Source organism: Conexibacter stalactiti (assembly GCF_033542075.1).
GTDB classification, from domain to species: Bacteria; Actinomycetota; Thermoleophilia; order Solirubrobacterales; family Solirubrobacteraceae; genus Conexibacter; species Conexibacter stalactiti.
Window position 1 is genome coordinate 27,947 of sequence record NZ_JAWSTH010000031.1, and the last position, 16,528, is coordinate 44,474.

At 71.2% G+C, this 16,528-nt stretch carries 15 protein-coding genes; 10 read left to right on the plus strand and 5 right to left on the minus strand.

Annotation, left to right across the window (positions count from 1 at the left end; all coding sequences use genetic code 11):
• Window positions 1–2 precede the first annotated feature (2 nt).
• The 3 genes from R7226_RS13420 to R7226_RS13430 form a co-directional block, all read right to left on the minus strand.
• A complete protein-coding gene (locus R7226_RS13420) occupies window positions 3–1,319 on the minus strand; it encodes an ABC transporter substrate-binding protein (protein WP_318597677.1) in 1,317 nt (438 codons plus the stop codon).
• Window positions 1,320–1,399: 80 nt separating this feature from the next.
• Window positions 1,400–2,302, minus strand: coding sequence for an SIS domain-containing protein (locus R7226_RS13425; RefSeq protein ID WP_318597678.1), 903 nt, complete (start codon window positions 2,300–2,302; stop codon window positions 1,400–1,402).
• A gap of 59 nt (window positions 2,303–2,361) precedes the next feature.
• Window positions 2,362–3,384, minus strand: a complete 1,023-nt coding sequence (locus tag R7226_RS13430; RefSeq protein WP_318597679.1) for an amidohydrolase family protein — start codon at window positions 3,382–3,384, stop codon at window positions 2,362–2,364.
• Between the two features lie 97 nt (window positions 3,385–3,481).
• On the opposite strand from R7226_RS13430, the gene R7226_RS13435 reads away from it, so the two are divergent.
• The 10 genes from R7226_RS13435 (at window position 3,482) to groL (ending at window position 11,653) form a co-directional block, all read left to right on the plus strand.
• Window positions 3,482–4,351, plus strand: coding sequence for an endo alpha-1,4 polygalactosaminidase (locus R7226_RS13435; RefSeq protein ID WP_318597680.1), 870 nt, complete (start codon window positions 3,482–3,484; stop codon window positions 4,349–4,351).
• A gap of 70 nt (window positions 4,352–4,421) precedes the next feature.
• A complete protein-coding gene (locus R7226_RS13440; RefSeq protein WP_318597681.1) occupies window positions 4,422–5,201 on the plus strand; it encodes an Fpg/Nei family DNA glycosylase in 780 nt (259 codons plus the stop codon).
• Window positions 5,189–5,914 carry a glycerophosphodiester phosphodiesterase gene (locus R7226_RS13445; RefSeq protein WP_318597682.1) on the plus strand — a complete coding sequence of 242 codons (726 nt, stop codon included), beginning with the start codon at window positions 5,189–5,191 and terminating at the stop codon, window positions 5,912–5,914. Before R7226_RS13440 ends, R7226_RS13445 begins: the two co-directional genes overlap by 13 nt.
• Window positions 5,915–5,952: 38 nt before the next feature.
• A complete protein-coding gene (locus R7226_RS13450) occupies window positions 5,953–6,513 on the plus strand; it encodes an RNA polymerase sigma factor (RefSeq protein ID WP_318597683.1) in 561 nt (186 codons plus the stop codon).
• Complete coding sequence (locus R7226_RS13455) at window positions 6,500–7,861, plus strand: DUF4349 domain-containing protein (RefSeq protein WP_318597684.1); 1,362 nt, start codon at window positions 6,500–6,502, stop codon at window positions 7,859–7,861. The genes R7226_RS13450 and R7226_RS13455 overlap by 14 nt, the downstream gene beginning before the upstream one ends.
• A gap of 69 nt (window positions 7,862–7,930) precedes the next feature.
• Complete coding sequence (locus tag R7226_RS13460) at window positions 7,931–8,626, plus strand: Crp/Fnr family transcriptional regulator (RefSeq protein ID WP_318597685.1); 696 nt, start codon at window positions 7,931–7,933, stop codon at window positions 8,624–8,626.
• Complete coding sequence (locus R7226_RS13465; RefSeq protein WP_318597686.1) at window positions 8,616–9,047, plus strand: NUDIX hydrolase; 432 nt, start codon at window positions 8,616–8,618, stop codon at window positions 9,045–9,047. The genes R7226_RS13460 and R7226_RS13465 overlap by 11 nt, the downstream gene beginning before the upstream one ends.
• 12 nt (window positions 9,048–9,059) lie before the next feature.
• Window positions 9,060–9,458 (plus strand): ASCH domain-containing protein, encoded by a 399-nt coding sequence (locus tag R7226_RS13470; RefSeq protein WP_318597687.1) that lies wholly within the window; start codon window positions 9,060–9,062, stop codon window positions 9,456–9,458.
• Between the two features lie 220 nt (window positions 9,459–9,678).
• Complete coding sequence (groES, locus tag R7226_RS13475; RefSeq protein WP_304725699.1) at window positions 9,679–9,975, plus strand: co-chaperone GroES; 297 nt, start codon at window positions 9,679–9,681, stop codon at window positions 9,973–9,975.
• A gap of 40 nt (window positions 9,976–10,015) precedes the next feature.
• Window positions 10,016–11,653 carry a chaperonin GroEL gene (gene groL / locus R7226_RS13480; protein WP_318597688.1) on the plus strand — a complete coding sequence of 546 codons (1,638 nt, stop codon included), beginning with the start codon at window positions 10,016–10,018 and terminating at the stop codon, window positions 11,651–11,653.
• A 78-nt stretch (window positions 11,654–11,731) separates the two neighbouring features.
• Here groL and R7226_RS13485 read toward each other — a convergent pair whose 3' ends face one another.
• A complete protein-coding gene (locus R7226_RS13485) occupies window positions 11,732–12,496 on the minus strand; it encodes a DeoR/GlpR family DNA-binding transcription regulator (protein WP_318597689.1) in 765 nt (254 codons plus the stop codon).
• A 100-nt stretch (window positions 12,497–12,596) separates the two neighbouring features.
• On the minus strand, window positions 12,597–16,379 hold the full coding sequence (locus R7226_RS13490; RefSeq protein WP_318597690.1) for a PIG-L family deacetylase: 3,783 nt from the start codon (window positions 16,377–16,379) through the stop codon (window positions 12,597–12,599).
• Between the last annotated feature and the right edge of the window lie 149 nt (window positions 16,380–16,528).

The following is a 16,528-nucleotide window of genomic DNA, read 5'->3' on the forward strand; positions in this document are numbered from 1 at the left end:
GGTCAGTCGCCGGCGAGCGCCTCGTCCGCGCCCTCGACCGCCTTGTCGAGCGCGGCCTGCGGGTCGGCGCTGCCGAGCAGCACCTCGACGATCCCCGTGCCGGTCGCCTCGGACAGTCTCGGGTAGGCGACGATCGTCGGGCGCACACGCGCATCTTCGAGTGCGGCGACGAAGACGTCCAGACCCTCCACCTCGGCGGAGTGTCTTCTCCACACCGGCTGCGCCGCGGTCGTCGTGCGCAGCGGCAGCGAGCCGGCGCCGACGTCCCACTCCGCGTCCTGCTCCGGCAGCGTCAGCCACTTCGCGAACTCGGTCACCGCTCTCGCGCGCGCCTCGCCGTTGTCGAACAGCATCCACGTGTCCGGACCGGAGATCGTCGTCGGTCTGTCGGAGAAGCTCGGCAGCGGCACGACGCCGTAGTCGATCCCCGCCTCGATCGTCTCCGGGAGCTGCCACGGGCCGGTCGGGATCATCGCCATGCGGTTGCTGTTGAAGATCCCGATCATCTTCTCGCTGCCCGCGGTCTTGTCGATGTAGACCGATCTGTCGGTGACGGCCATCTCGTTGATCGTCGTGAACGCTCTCAGCCCGGGCTCGCCGGAGAAGCCGGCCTTCGTGTTGTCCTCGGCGGTCACGTCGCCGCCGAGCTGCCACACCATCGGCCACAGCCGCCAGACGGTGTCCTCGTCGCCGACGCCCGGCCAGCCGGTGCCGAACTGGCCCTTGCCGGAGTCGGTCAGCTGTCTGGCGGTCGCGCGGTAGTCGTCCCACGTCCAGCCGGCTCTCGGCTCGGCGACGCCGGCCTCTCTGAACAGTCTTCTGTTGTACACGACGGCCATCGAGTCGATCAGCGCGGGGACGGCGCGAACCTTGCCGTCGACCATCGTCGCCTCCTGCGCCGCCGGGTAGAACTCGTCCCATCTCCACGACGGGTCTCTGACCGCCTCGGTCAGATCGAGCGCCTTCGGGCTGCGCGCGAGCGAGGCGACGTTGGGACCGAACTGGTACACGATGTCGGGGTACTTGCCGCCGGCCAGGGCGGCGGTCGTCTTCTGGTAGAGGCTGTCGGAGAGCGCCCCCGTCTCAGCCTTCACGACGATGTCGGGGTGGCTCTCGTTGAATCTCGCGACGAGCGACTTCAGGGCCTTCTCGGCCGTCTGGTTCTGGCCGTGCCAGAAGGTGATCTCGACGGGGCCGTCGCCGCTTCCGCCGCCGCCGTCGTCGTCGTCGCCGGAGCTGCCGCAGCCGGCGACGACGAGCGCCACCAGTGCCGTCAGCAGCGCGACGAGCGCGATGCGTGCTCTTTTGCGTGTGCGCACTTCCTCGACCTCTCTCTTCTCTCCACGGCCGCGCCGCGGCCGATCGACATGCCCGGGCCGTCGGGGGCCACCCGGGTTCCTCACGTCAGGACCTCGAGCTCCTCCTGGCTCAGGACCACCGATCGCGTCAGGTTCCGCGGCGTGTCGGGGTTCAACCCGCGCGCCTCGGCGATCGCCAACATCGCTCGCTGGGCCAATACGAGCGATGCCATCGGATCGAGGCCGGGCACGACCAGGGTCGCACCTGTCGCCCGGATCTGCTCGGCGATCGGCACGTCGAGGGCGCTCAGCGCCCACACGACCCGCCCCGGCGCCGCGATGCTGATCGGGCCGTGGCGGTATTCGAACGCGTTGTAGGACTCGGCCCACGCCTGCGCCGCCTCACGCAGCTTCAGCGCCGCCTCGTGCGCGAGCCCGACCGTCCAGCCGAGCCCGAGGAACGACCACTGCTCGACCGCGCCAGCGTCCACGGGCAGCGCGAGCGACAGCGCGCGCTCGGCGTCGTCGGCGGCTGCCAGCACGGCGTCGGGGTCGACCTGCGCGCGCAGCAGCGCCAGCGCGGTCGTCGCGAAGCGGGTCTGCACGACCGACGTCTCGTCGGCGACGGCGAGGTCGATCGTCTCGCCGGCGGCCGCGCCGACCGGCGAGTCGAGCACGGCGGTGATCGCGACCGTGCGCTTGGCGGCGGTGCGCTGGAGCGCCCGCGTCACCTCGCTGGTCGTGCCCGAGCGCGTGATCGCGACGAGCACGTCGTAGTCGCGCCCCTCCGGCAGCTCGCTGGCGGCGTAGACGTCGGTCTCGCCGAGGCCCGCGCCCTCGCGCAGGCTGGCGTACGCCTGCGCGATGAAGAGCGAGGTGCCGCACCCGACGACGCAGGCGCGCTCGCCCGCTGCCGGCAGCACGTCCGCAGCCGCGCTCGCGAGCGATACGGCCTGCCGCCAGAGCGCGGGCTGCGTCGTGATCTCGTCAGATGTGATGCTCATTTGTGAATGAATACCTGAGCAAACGCTCAAATGCAAGCATCAGAACCGTTCGATCTCGTTCAAAGTCCGGCATTTGCGAGCACGCGCCGCGCATTGGCGGCGTAGAACGGCGCCAGCAGCTCGCGCGGGAGGTCAAGCGCGGAGATCCGCCAGCGGCCCTGCGGCCACGGCTCGTCCGGATCATGGCTGTAGGAGAACTGCTCGTCGTCGCTCTCCACGAACCGCCAGTGCAGCTCGTACATCTCACGCCGCGGCGGGAAGATGTCGCTGCCGAAGAGGACGCGGGTCGGGTGGCGCTCGATCAGCCGGCGCGTCGCGCGCGGTTGGCGACCCAGCTCGGCGATCCGCGCCGAGACGTCGACGACGAGGTTCGGGTAGGCGCTCAGCATCCGCTCCACGCGCGCGAGCCGTTCCGCGGACGAGGCCATGTGGGCGGCGATGAAGGTCGTGCGCGGATGGGCCGCGACGAGCTCCTCCAGCGCGTCGATCAGCCGCTCGTACGGCGGCAGCCCGGGCGCGCCGAAGGCCCACTCGGGATGAACGCTCAGCTCGTCGAAGCGTTCGTTGCGCTCATCGACCGGCCACCAGAAGGCGACCGGGTCGGCGGTGTGGATCAGCACCGGCAGGTCCAGCTCGCCGGCCGCTTCCCAGAGGTCGCGCAGGCGTGGGTCGTCGGGCAGCACGAGCGCACCGGTGGCGTCGCGCACGGAGAGGCCGAGGTCCTTCCAGACCTTCAGCCCGCGCGCGCCGGCGGCATGCGAGGCGCGCAGCGAGGCGACGAGCGCGCCGGGGCCGCCGCCGCCCTCTCCCAGCTCCTCCCACGGCACATGGCAGAAGGTCGCGAAGCGGCCGGGGTGGGCGCGGTCATAGCGGTCGAGGTTGGCCTCCAGCTCGGCGCCCCAGCGACCGTCGAGGTTGACGATCGCGGTCACGTTGACGCGCTCCATCAGCGCCAGCAGCGCGCCGACGTCGGCAACCGCCCAGTCGCCGTCGCGGCCGACCCACGACGACAGCCATCTGCCGAGGTGGTTGTGCGCGTCGATCGCCGGCACGGCAGCGCGCGGCAGATGGGTCTCGGGCAACTCCAGCGCAGTTCTGATGAGCGAAGTTGCGTGTTTTCTGCTCATTCGCGCACACTACCGCTTGACGCACGCAGTCACGAGCGGCATCCTCGCGCCGATGGCCCGTCCGATCCGTCTCCACCCGTTCACACTCAGTCTGCTCGCCCTGGTGGTCTCGCTCGTCGCGCTCGCCGTCTGCTCCTCCGGGGCAGGGGCGTACACGCTGCCGCGACCGAACGCCCAGTTCGACTACCAGATCGGCGGCGCCTACAGACCGCGCGCGACCGTCGGCGTGCTCAGCCGCGACCGCTACGCCGCACCTGTCCGCGGCATCTACAACGTCTGTTACGTCAACGCCTTCCAGACTCAGCCAGACGTCGCCGGCCAGCAAGGCGGCGCGCGCTGGTGGCGCAGACGCCACGACGGCCTGCTGCTGAAGAAGAACGGCAGATACGTCGTCGACGGGGAGTGGAACGAGATCCTGCTCGACACCTCCACCGACGCCAAGCGCAGAGCGCTGATCGCCGTGATCGGGCCGTGGATCGACAGCTGCGCCGACGACGGCTTCCAGGCGATCGAGCCCGACAACCTCGACTCCTGGACGCGCTCCCGCAGCAAGCTGACAAAGGCGGACAACCGCGCCTTCGCGACCCTGCTGGCCAGACGCGCTCACGCCGCCGGCGTCGCGATCGCGCAGAAGAACACGACCGAGCTGGCGCCGGTCGGCAGAGCGATCGGCTTCGACTTCGCGATCGCCGAGGAGTGCCAGGTGTGGGAGGAGTGCGACGACTACACCGACGTCTACGGCGCGCTCGTCTACGAGATCGAATACGACGACAACGACGAGGACCCAGGCGGCAGAAGCGTCGCGCCGATCAGCTTCTTCAACGCCGCCTGCACGGCGCGCGGCTCGAGAATCTCCGTCATCTACCGCGACCGCATGGTGCTCGCCAGAGGCGCGGCGGGCTACGCGTACAGATGGTGCTGAACAGGAGGCGCTGAGCGCCTGATCCCAGATTGTTCACCCGGGCCGCGCGCCGCCTCGTACCCTTCATGGGATGCCTGAAGGCGACACGATCCTGCGCGCGGCCCGGCGCATCCGCCCGGTGCTCGAAGGCAACGTGCCGGACGAGATCCGCACGCCCCAGCGCCGCCACACGATGGATCGCTGGCCCGAGCGGCTCGCCGGCCGCCGCGTGACGAGCGTCGACCCGTACGGCAAGCACCTCTTCCTGCGCTTCGAGGGCGACCTGACGCTCCACTCGCACCTGCGCATGACCGGCTCGTGGGGCGTCTACGCCAGCGGCGCCCGCTGGCGCCGCGCGCCGCGCCGCGCCTGGCTCGTGCTGCGCGCCGGCGACAGCGAGGTCGTCGAGTTCGACGGGCCGCTGCTGGAGCTGATGACCGAGTCGCGCACGCGCTTCGACCTGCGCCTGCAGGCGCTCGGCCCCGACCTGCTCGCCGACGACTGGCAGCCCGACCGCTTTCTGCGCCGGCTGCGCGCCGACGACCCGACGCGCGGCATCGGCGACGCGCTGCTCGACCAGCGGATCGTCGCCGGGATCGGGAACATCTGGAAGGCCGAGGGCTGCTGGGGCGCCGCGGTCGACCCGTGGCGACGGGTGCGTGACGTCAGCGACGAGGAGGCGGTCGCGATCGTCGAGAACGCGCGGCCGCGGATGCTCGCCGCCGCCGACAGCTGGCGCAAGGAGACGAGCGACCGCCACGTCTACAAGCGCACGGGGATGCCGTGTCCGCGCTGCGGCGCGCGCATCAGATCGCGCGGCCAGGGCGACGACAACCGCACGACCTACTGGTGCCCGGGATGTCAGCGGTGACCGTCAAGCGCGTCGGCCACAAGGGCGCCGACCTGCTCGCGCCCGGCAACACGCGCGCGAGCTTCGACGCGGCGCTGGAGGCCGGCGTCGACATGATCGAGTTCGACGTCCTGCCCGACCTCGGCCCGGACGGCAAGCCCGACACCGCGCGCGGCCGCCTGCTGCTCGCGCACGACTACGAGGATGCCAAGCGCGCCGACGTGCTCGGCCTCGGCGACGGCCTCGCGCATCTCGCCGACAGCCGCTTCGACGGGATCGAGCTCGACGTCGACCTGAAGATCCCCGGCTACGAGCTGCGCGTCGTCGACGCGCTGCGGGCCCACGACCTCGTCGAGCGGACGCTGATCTCGACGACCTATCCGGAGAGCCTCGCGCGGATCCGCGCCTACGAGCCGCGCCTGCGGCTCGGCTGGTCGGTCCCGCGCGCCAAGCGCGACTACACCGCCTCGGTGATCTACAAGCTGCCGGCGTACGCGGCCGTGCTCGCGATGCAGCAGGCGCTGCCGAGACGGGCGGCGCAGGCGCTGGTCGCGAGACGGTGCGACGCGCTGATGGTCCACTGGCGGCTGGTGACGCCGCGGCTGGTGGCGGCGGTCGACGGCGCCGGCGGCGAGCTGTACGTCTGGACCGTCGACGACGCGGCGCAGATCCGCCGGCTGGTCGCGATGGGGGTCAGCGGCGTGATCACGAACGATCCCCGCTTGTTTCGCTGACGACGCCTCCTCCCGGGGGGCGAAATTCTCTGTGATGGATGGGGGTGGCGGCGCGTAGTGTCTGCGTGAACGCCACCATGACCGCCACGCCGACGGCCGTGGACACCAGCTGGCAGCGCTTCGAAGCGCTCTACCGCGCAAGTCGCGACGACGTGTATGCGTACGTCGCGACGCTGCTGCGCGATGCCGCCGCCGCGGAAGACGTGACGGCGCTCGCGTTCGAGCGCGCATACCGCCGTCGGCGCTCGTTCGACCGCCGCCGCGGCGACGAGCGCGCCTGGCTGTTCGGGATCGCGCGCAACGCCGCGCTCGACGAGCTGCGCAGGCGCAAGCGCCATGCGACGCTCGCCGCCGAGCCGACCGACGCCGACGCGACCACCGTCGAGGACGGCGCCGACGCGGCGCTCGCCCGCACGACCGTGCGCGCCGCGCTCGACACGCTCGACGCGCGTGAGCGCGAGCTGGTCGCGCTGAAGTTCCACGCCGGCCTCTCCAACGCCGAGATCGCGAAGGTGATCGGCGTCAGCGAGTCGAACGCCGGCACCCTGCTGCATCGCACCATGACCAAGCTGAGGAAGGCCTGCCATGCGCCGTCGTGAGCCGTTGGATCCCGTGATCGAGCGCGAGCTGGCCGCGATCGACGCCGCGCTCGCCGGCGGCGGGACGCCGGAGCACCCGATCGCGCCCGAGGATGCCGAGCTGGCGCAGCTGGCGACGCTGCTGGTCGCCGAGCGCCCGCCCGTCTCGCGCGCCTTCAGAGAGGCGATGGACGCGCGCGTGGAGAGCCGTTTCGAGGGGCCGCGCCCGCGCGCGGCCGACGCATCGCGCCCCGCCGACGCGTCGCACGCGCCCGCCGACGGTGCCCGCGGCGGGTGGCTGCGCGGCCTCCGGACGACTGCCGGCGGTGCCCGCCGTCCGCTCATCCCCGCCTCGCTGGCGCTCGCCTGCGTGGTCGTCGTCGCGCTCGTCGTCGCGCTGCAGCCCGGCGGCGGCAGCCCCGGCGGCGGTGACATGGCCTCCTCCGGCAGCGCCGCGCCGTCGAGCGCCGCCGACAGCGCGCCCGGCTCGGCCGGCGCCTACGGGACCGAGGAGGACCCGACCCAGGATCTCGGCGCGCCCGAAGCCGCCGCCCCCGAGTCGTCGGCGGCCGCGCCCGACCGCGCCGCCTCCCCACCGCCCGGCGACAGCGACGCGATCGACGGCGGCGGCTCCGTCAACCCGCCGCCGGTCGGCGGCTTCCCCAAGCAGACCAACGGCCGCAAGGTCGAGCAGTCCTCGACCGTCGAGCTGGGCGCGCCGGCCGACAAGGTCGACGACGTCGCCCAGGGCGTGCTCGGCGTCGTGACGCGCCAGCAGGGGATCGTCGACTCGTCGTCGGTCGCCACCAGCGCCGGCGAGGGGCGCGCCACGTTCCAGCTGCGGATCCCGGCCGCGAGACTGCAGACGGCGCTCGGCGAGCTGTCGAGACTGCCAGATGCGCACGTCCTCTCGCGCACCGACGACACCGTCGACGTCAACCAGGCGTACGTCTCCGTCCAGCGCAAGCTCGACGGCGCCGAGGCCGAGCGCGACGGTCTGCTGACCGCGCTCAGAGCGGCGGACAGCGAGGACGAGACCGACCGCCTGAAGGCGCGGCTGGACGGCGTTGAGGAGCGGATCGCCGAGCTGCAGCGGTCGCAGCGCGCGCTCGACCGCCGCGTCGACTACAGCCGCGTCGACCTGACCGTGCGCGCCGACGACGCGGGCGCGGCGCAGGACGACGACGGCGGCGGCTTCACGCCGGGCAGCGCGCTCGACGACGCCGGCGACCTGCTGTCGGTGACCGCGGGCGTGCTCGTGATCGCCGCGGCGGCGCTCGTGCCGCTCGCGCTGCTGGCGCTGCTGGCCTGGCCGCTCGCCCGCGCCGCCCGGCGCCGGCGGCGTGAGGGTGCTCTCGACGCAGGCTAGCCCCCCAAACCGCTGGAGATGAGGGGACGCCCCCTCCGCGAGGGGGCGTCCGTCTGATACATACCTCTGGTGGCTACGAGCACCGAGGACACCGTCGCGCTCCTGGCGCGGGTGCCCACGTTCGAGGCGCTCGGCCCGGAGGAGCTTTCACGCGTGGCGGAAGTGGCCGTCCCGCGTCGCTACGAGCCGGGACGTGTGATCTTCCGCGAGGGCGATGCGAGCGACACCTGCTACGTGCTCAAGCGCGGGCACGTGCGCGTGATCCGCGAGCACGCGGACGGCCGCACGATCACGCTCGCGAACTTCGGCCCCGGCGACATCTTCGGCGAGCTGGCGATGTTCGAGGACGAGCGCCGCTCGGCGACGATCGAGACGCTCGACGACGTCGAGTCGATCGCGATCCTCGGCTCCGACATGCGGCGGCTGATGCGCGAGCACCCGGACATCGCCGTCAAGCTCGTGATCTCGCTCGGCCGCCGGCTGCGGGCCGCCAACGAGCGCATCTCCAGCCAGTCCTTCCAGACCGTGCAGAGCCGCGTCGCGACCGTCGTGATGCAGCTCGTGAAGGAGGCGCAGGAGGAGGGCGCGGGCAACCGCGACGTGCTCGTCAGCGCCACGCAGGCCGACATCGCCAAGCTCGCCGGCTCCTCGCGCGAGTCGGCCAGCCGCTTCCTCGCCGTGCTGGAGCGCGCGGGTGTGATCGAGCAGGGGCGGGGAAAGCTCACCGTCCATGACCCCTCGGCGCTCGAACGGTATGTCTACTGACGACCGCGAGCTGTCGGCCGGCGGCGTCGTCGTCCGCGGCGACCAGGTGATCGTGATCGTGCCGACGCGCCGCGGCGCGCAGGGCCAGCGCGTGCTGGGGCTGCCGAAGGGGCACGTCGACCCGGGCGAGAACGCCGAGCAGGCAGCAAGACGCGAGGTGCGCGAGGAGGCCGGCGTCGAGGCCGAGCTGGTCGAGAAGCTCGGCGACGTGCGCTACTTCTACCAGCGTGACGGGCAGCGGATCTTCAAGATGGTGCGCTTCTTCCTGTTCGACTACAGCTCGGGCAGCCTGGAGGACCACGACGACGAGGTCGAGGAGGCGCGTTGGATGCCGCTCGCGGAGGCGGCCAGAGCGCTCAGCTACAGAGGCGAGCGCGAGATGGTCGGGCGCGCGCTGTCGGCGATCGCGCAGGAACGATAGGGTGGTGTCGCAGTGCGAGTCCTGAACTTCTACTCGGCCGTGTTCGCCGACCAGCTGCGGAACGGTCGCAAGACCGCGACCATCCGCCTCGGCGACAAGTCGCACAAGTACCACAAGAACGAGTGCGTGCTGGTGACGATCGGCTATCAGTACTCGCCGCGTGAGCGGATCTTCCATGCCGTGATCGACGCCGTCGAGGTCAAGCGCGTGCGCGACCTCAGCCCGCGCGACGTCGAGCACGACAACCCGGAGTTCCGCCGCACCGAGGAGATGGTCCACTTCCTCGAGCAGATCTACGACCGCACCGTGTCGCTCGACGACACGGTCACCGTCGTGCGCTTCTCGCAGATCATCGATCGCCCGCCGACGATCCGCGACCGCATGCACGGCATCGGCGGCGCCCAGAACTAGCCGCGGGTCGCGACCGACCCGCTTCCGGCGCGCTGCGACGGGGTCGCACGCGCCGGGTTCCGCGACGCCTTTGCGCCGCCCCTTGGCACTCTAGGGGGGCGAGTGCCAAATTTCTCTTTCCATTCCGTCCGCGGGTGGTTATAGTGGAGGCCAGTTGGCACTCTCGTACTGTGAGTGCCAAGACGTACACGCTCCCTTTCCCACCCGGAGGTTGCATCACATGTCGAAGCTCAAGCCCCTCGGCGATCGCCTGATCGTGAAGGCGGTCGAGGAGGAGGAGACCACTGCAAGCGGTCTCGTGCTGCCCGACACCGCGAAGGAGAAGCCCCAGAAGGGCAAGGTCGTCGCCGTCGGCGAGGGTCGTTGGGACGAGGACGGGGAGAAGCGCATCCCGCTCGACGTGAGCGAGGGCGACGAGGTCCTCTACAGCAAGTACGGCGGCACCGAGATCAAGATCGACGGCGAGGACCTGTTGGTCCTGCGCGAGTCGGACGTCCTCGCCAAGGTCACGGCGTAGTCGCCGTCCTCGCGGACCTACCAGGAGATACGAACCAGACATGGCTCACAAGGAACTGAAGTACGACGCGGACGCCCGTAAGGCCCTCGAGGCCGGCGTCGACGCCGTCGCCAACGCCGTCAAGGTCACGCTCGGCCCGAAGGGTCGCTACGTCGTCCTCGACAAGAAGTTCGGCGCCCCCACGATCACGAACGACGGCGTCACGATCGCCCGTGAGATCGAGGTCGAGGACGTCTTCCAGAACCAGGGCGCGCAGCTCGTCCGCGAGGTCGCCACGGCGACCAACGACATCGCCGGCGACGGTACGACCACCGCCACGGTGCTCGCGCAGGCGATCGTCCGCACGGGTCTGAAGAACGTCGCCGCCGGCGCCAACCCGCTTGGTCTCAAGCGCGGCATCGAGACGGCCGTCGAGCAGGTCGTCGCGTCGATCGGCAAGCTCTCCAAGGAGATCTCCGGCAAGGAGCAGATCGCTCGCGTCGCGACGATCTCGGCCGGCGACGAGGAGATCGGCGAGGTCATCGCCGACGCCATCGAGAAGGTCGGCAAGGACGGCGTCGTGAACGTCGAGGAGGGCCAGACGTTCGGCATGGACCTCGAGTTCACCGAGGGCATGCAGTTCGACAAGGGCTACATCTCGCCCTACATGGTCACCGACCAGGACCGCATGGAGGCCGTGCTCGAGGATCCCTACATCCTCATCGCGAACTCCAAGATCGGCTCCGTGCGCGACATCCTGCCGGTCCTCGAGGCCGTCATCCAGTCGGGCAAGCCGCTCCTGATCATCGCTGAGGACGTCGAGGGCGAGGCGCTCGCGACGCTCGTCGTCAACAAGCTGCGCGGCACCTTCACGGGCGTCGCGGTCAAGGCGCCGGGCTTCGGCGACCGCCGCAAGCGCATGCTCGAGGACATCGCGATCCTCTCCGGCGGCGAGGTCATCACCGAGGACCTCGGCCTCAAGCTCGAGAACACGCAGATCTCGCAGCTCGGCCGCGCGCGTCGTGTCGTCGTCGCGAAGGACAACACGACCGTCATCGACGGTGCCGGCGACGCCGAGGCGATCAAGGGCCGCATCAAGCAGATCAAGAGCGAGATCGAGACCACGGACTCCGATTTCGACCGTGAGAAGCTCCAGGAGCGTCTCGCCAAGCTCTCCGGCGGCGTCGCCGTCGTGAAGGTCGGCGCGGCGACCGAGACGGAGATGAAGGAGAAGAAGCACCGCGTCGAGGACGCGCTGCAGGCGACGCGTGCCGCGCTCGAGGAGGGCATCGTCCCCGGCGGCGGCGTGGCGCTGCTGCAGTCGGCCGACGCGATCGACCTCGACGCGATCACCGACGAGGACGAGAAGACCGGCGCGCGCATCATCCTGCGCTCGCTCGAGGAGCCGCTCCGTCAGATCTCGCACAACGCGGGTCTCGAGGGTTCGGTCGTCGTCAACGACGTCCGCAAGGCGAAGAAGGGCTTCGGCCTCAACGCCGCCACGGGCGAGATCGTCGACCTCGTCGCGGCCGGCGTCATCGACCCGGCGATGGTGACGCGCTCCGCGCTCCAGAACGCGGCCTCGATCGCCAAGAACATCCTCACGACCGAGGCGATCGTCGCCGAGGTCCCGGAGAAGGACGGCGGCGGTGCCGGCGGCGGCATGCCCGACATGGGCGGCATGGGCGGCATGATGTAAGGAGGCCTCGGCCTCCGGAGCGCCCAAGCTCCACCCGCTTCACCCGAAGGGCCCGGCGACCGCCGGGCCCTTCGTCGTTCAGGCGACGGTGACGGCGATCGCGGCGTCGGTCGCGACCGCGTCGGCGGGGGCATCGAGCGGGGCGTCGGTGACGATGCGGTCGACGACGTCGGCGTCGCAGACGTGGACGAGGCCGGCCATCTGGAACTTGGCGGCGTCGGCGAGCAGCGCGACGTCGGCGGCGGCGTCGATCATCGCGCGCTTGATCGGGACCTCAACCATCGTCGAGTCCCAGATCGCGAGGCTCGCGTCGACGCCGCTGGTGCCGAGGAAGAGCAGGTCGGCTCTGAGCTGGCGCAACGTGCTCTCGGCGAGCACGCCGACGAGCGAGCGGTAGTTGCGGCGCAGCACGCCGCCGGGGAGGATCAGCTCGATGTCGCCGTCGGGCGCGAGCTCCTCGTAGACGGCCATGCTGGTCGTCACGACGGTGATTCTTCTGCCGTGCAGGTGGCGGGCCGCCTGCAGCGTCGTCGTGCCGATGTCGATCATCACCGTCTGGCCGTCCTCGACCAGCGCGGCGGCGGCGGCGCCGATGCGGTTCTTCGCGTCGAGCCGCACGACGACGATCTCGTCGAACGACTGCTCGCCGATCGTCTGCACCGCCCCGCCGCGGACGCGCTCGACGTGACCGTCGCGCGCGAGCGCGTCGAGGTCGCGCCGGACCGTCATCTCCGAGACGCCGAAGCTGCGCGCCAGGTCGGCGACGTGCATCGGGCTGGAGCGCACGGCGCGGAGCATCTCCTGTCGCCGCTGGGCCGGGATCGTGTGCCGCTGGGTCGACATCGCGCGCACTTCTATCAGATCGGGTGAAGGGCCCGGTCAGGTGCGACCGGGCCCTTCGGGACGACGGGACGGGGAGCGGCCGCAGCCGCTCCCCGTGGGTTCATCCGACGACGATCGGCAGCACTGCTCTGCCGCTCGCCTTGACGGTCGTCTTGACCGTCTTGCCTTCCTTCGTGACGGTGACGGCGACCTTCTGGCCGCGCTTGACCGCGCGGGCCGATCTGACCGTCAGCGTGACCGTGCCGCGGCCGCTGCGCTTCGCGACCTTGCGGCTGCCGGCGAGCTTCACGGTCGCCGACAGCTTGCTGCGCTTGGCGCCGGCCTTCGACTCCTTCACCGTGCACTTGACGGTGCGGCCTCTGACGACCTGGCAGGAGACGGCGATGAGCAGCTTGTCGCCCTTCGCCCCTCTCGCGCCTCTCGGACCGGCGGGACCGGTCGGGCCCGCCGGACCGCTCGGGCCGGCGGGACCGCTCGGGCCGGTGGGACCTGCCGGACCCTCCGTCGCGCGACCGGTGTAGGTCGCGCTGCGCGGCGCGTAGTCGCCGTCGCCGCTGTAACGCGCGGTGACGGTGTGGCCGGCGACGCTGTCGATCGTCGCGGTCGTGCGCTCGGCACGGCCCTGCGCGTCGACCTTCACCGGCGCGCCGACGTCGGCGCCGTCGACCTGGAACTGCACGCTGCCGGTCGCGGCGCCGGGGAACGGGTTCGTCCCGACGACACGCGCCCGCAGCTCGACCTCGGCCGGGCCGTCGGCGTCGGCGACCTCGGCTGCCGTCACCGTCAGCTTCGCCTGGGCGAGCGGCAGCGACAGCGCCTGCACCTCGTCGGCCGGCGTCACGTAGGAGACCAGCGCGGCGCCGTCCTTGGCCAGCTTCGCGCGGCCGGCGGCGTCGAGCGGGATCTTCACGTGCTGCGTGCCGGCCGTCACGGCCAGCTCGGTCGAGGCGACGACGCGACCGCTCTGGTCGCTGCCCCACGCCGGGTAGCCGCCGTCGGTGACGTTGCAGGCGTCGAGACCGAAGCTGGCGAGATCGAGCAGCGACGTCTCGGTGTCGGGCGCCCGGCAGCTGCTCGTGTACACCGGGATCGAGCCGGTCAGGCCCGACCACAGGTACACGCGCGCGGTGCCGCTGCCGCTGGACGCGACGTCCAGCTCAGCGCCATCGGCCGTCAGCGTCACGTTCGAGACCGTCAGGCGGTTGCTCGCCGGAGCGGGCGCGCGGCCGGCGATCGGGACGCCGTCCCGGGCCGACTGCGCGATCGTCTGCGGCGAGGTCGCGCCGTCGAGGTTGCCGTTCGACAGCTTCGGATCGGCCGGCGTCGTCGGACGGCCGGGCGGCGGCGTGTAGCCGGTGAGTCTCGTGCGGCCCCAGCGGTACGGCGCGGCCTGCACGCCGTTGATCGCCGACCACGCGAGACGCGTCTGGTTGGCGTCGATGTGCCGCAGCGCGGTCGTGCCCGCGGCAGCGTTGTTGTCGTTGTCGTAGGGGGTGATGTTGAGCTGCATGTTGGCCGGGTCGACCGCCGCCGGCAGGACCGCCATCGGGATCTTCACCTCGAGGTCGTAGCCGCCGCCGTAGGAGTGGCTGACGGTCGTCTCGTTGGTGCCGACCCATCTGGCCGTCGACTTGACCTCGACGCCGGGGGCGTTCGGGGCGCCGGCGACCGTGGCCGCCAGCGGACCGGTCGAGTAGCCCTGGTGGTTGTCGGCGTCGCGCGACCAGCAGGGGCCGTTGACGCCGTTGCCGTTGCTGCCGTCGGGGTCGTTCGAGTACGGGAAGATCCCGAGCTTGAACGTGTTGCCCGTGTCGAAGGTCGACTCGTTGGCGGTGCCGCGCGGGTCGATCAGCAGCTCGACCGAGTCGGCCAGCCAGTGCGCGACGCACTCGGCCGGTCTGATCGCGTAGCCCTGGTAGTCGTCCTGCACGTGGACCCAGAAGTAGAGCGCGTCGCCTCTGTGCGAGACCTGCGCCCAGCTCGTTCTCGGGTCGCCCGCGGCGCTGCCGTCGGAGCCGCAGTCGACGCCGGCCGGGGTGCAGGTCTTCGACCCTTCCCATCTGCGGCCGATGTCGAGTCTCTCACCGCTGTACTCGCCAGCCGAGTAGGTGCCGTCGACGACCGGGGCGGTCGCCGCCTCGGGGATCGTCGTCGTCGGCACGACGGCGAGCGTCATCGTCTCCGAGCCGCTGCCCGCGCTCGGCGCGCTGTAGCCCGTTCTGATCTCGATCGTCGGCGTCTGCGTCGCCGGCAGCGAGGTGTGCGTGCTGGTGACCGCGAAGTCGACCGACGTCTCGTCGCCGGCGGCGAGCGTGCCGTACGGCTTCGTCGCCGAGTCGGCGGTGAAGTTGGCCGGCAGGTTGAGCGTCACGTCGCCGGTCTGCGCCGTCGTCGACCAGTTGCGGACGTCGACGGTGATCGTCTTCGTCTCGCCGACGCCGATCGACTGCAGCGCCTGGGAGCGACCGAGGCGGCGCGCCAGCGGCGCGGTCTCCTGCGCCCACTCGTCGTACTCGGCCCAGGTGCCCCAGCGCTCGAGACGGCCCTCGACCGGCGAGACGACCTGGACGACGCCGTCGGTGTAGCCCGTCGCCGAGCCGGAGGTCACGAGCGCCGATATCTTCGCGTTGCCGAGTGTCGCGCCGGCCGCCGGCGTCACCGTGAAGGCGACTGCCGTCTCAGCGGTCGAGCTGGTCGCCGGCAGCGCCTTGGAGGGCGCGTCGACCGTCCAGCCGGCCGGGACTCTCAGCGCGACCGTGCCGGCCGGGATCGTCGCCCCGCCCGACTTCAGCCGCACCGTCGCGGTGAACGAGGCGCCGGGGACGTTGTAGAACTCCGAGAAGGTGACCCGCTGGCTGGTGCCGAGCGGCAGGCCGCCCGGGTCCTGGACCGAGGCGCCGTAGAGGATCGCGTCGTCCTTGCCCGCGAGCGGGTTCGGCGTGGTGCCGTCCGTCGTGTTCGGCTGGAAGGGGACGGTCGCGAACGTCTGCCCGAAGCGCGAGCAGCTCGGATCGGCGACGCCCTGCTGCATCACGCGGCTCTGCGTCGGGTAGGCGAGGCGGCCCTCGGAGGCGACCTGCGCCCACGTCTTCGGCGAGCCGGCCGGCTTGCCCTGGACGTTGCCCGCGGCCCACGTGTAGGGCGAGTCGTAGCCGAGCCAGACGCCGGCGACGGTGTCGAGGTTGGCGGCGCCCGGGACGAAGCCGGTCGTGCACTCCTTCGCGAGCGCGTTGCCGCCGGTGCCGGTGGTCGAGCCGCCGGAGAAGACCTTCTTCACCTGCCAGGTGCTGAGCGCGCCCGGCCCGGTCAGCTGCTCGGGGTACATCGTCGGGTCGGCTGCGGCCTGCATGCCTTCCCAGATGTAGCGGCCGGCCTGCTGGTGGTTGCCGTGGCCGGCGCCCTGGATCGTCGGGTTGAAGCCGATGTAGACGTCCGGCTGCGTCATGCGGATGATCCGCGTGATGCGGCGCAGCGTCTCGTTCTGTCTCCAGACGAACTGCGTCAGCGGTGCGCTGAGGTTGTAGAAGAAGTCGACGCGGTCGAGGTTGAAGATGTCGACCGTGCCGGAGCGGTAGTGGGCGACGCGGTCCTCGTTCTCGCGCCGCAGGCCGAGCGCCGGGCCGATCTCGGTGCCGGCGCCGTTGCCGCCGCCCTCGCCGCGCGTGACCATGATGATCCCGCACTTGGTGCCGTAGCGCTCGTGCCAGACACCGCACGGCCCGATGATGCTCGTGTCGTCATCGGGGTGCGCCCACTCCCCCATCACGTTGATCTTCACGGCTCTTCCGGCCGTGTACGTCGGCGCGGGTGCGGCTTGCGCCGCTCCCGCCGCGATCAGGACGGCCCCCGCTGCCGCCGCTACTGCTGCACCAAGGCGCTTCACACCGCTTCCTCCTTTAGGGACATCTCCCACGCTCCGATCGTCGGCCCGAACAACTTCACAGCTTCGGACGAGTTCGAACAGCGTTGGTGAGAAGTTCAACCTAAATGCCTGTGAAAGACATGTCAAGAAACCCGTGGTGAAGTGTGAAA

Coding starts and splice junctions, on each gene's coding strand:
- R7226_RS13455 (WP_318597684.1), top strand. CDS start 6,500: ATGCGCCGTCGTGAGCCGTTGGATCCCGTGATCGAGCGCGAGCTGGCC.
- R7226_RS13465 (WP_318597686.1), top strand. CDS start 8,616: ATGTCTACTGACGACCGCGAGCTGTCGGCCGGCGGCGTCGTCGTCCGC.
- R7226_RS13445 (WP_318597682.1), top strand. CDS start 5,189: ATGTCAGCGGTGACCGTCAAGCGCGTCGGCCACAAGGGCGCCGACCTG.
- R7226_RS13425 (WP_318597678.1), bottom strand. CDS start 2,302: ATGAGCATCACATCTGACGAGATCACGACGCAGCCCGCGCTCTGGCGG.
- groL (WP_318597688.1), top strand. CDS start 10,016: ATGGCTCACAAGGAACTGAAGTACGACGCGGACGCCCGTAAGGCCCTC.
- R7226_RS13440 (WP_318597681.1), top strand. CDS start 4,422: ATGCCTGAAGGCGACACGATCCTGCGCGCGGCCCGGCGCATCCGCCCG.
- R7226_RS13485 (WP_318597689.1), bottom strand. CDS start 12,496: ATGTCGACCCAGCGGCACACGATCCCGGCCCAGCGGCGACAGGAGATG.
- R7226_RS13450 (WP_318597683.1), top strand. CDS start 5,953: ATGGGGGTGGCGGCGCGTAGTGTCTGCGTGAACGCCACCATGACCGCC.
- groES (WP_304725699.1), top strand. CDS start 9,679: ATGTCGAAGCTCAAGCCCCTCGGCGATCGCCTGATCGTGAAGGCGGTC.
- R7226_RS13435 (WP_318597680.1), top strand. CDS start 3,482: ATGGCCCGTCCGATCCGTCTCCACCCGTTCACACTCAGTCTGCTCGCC.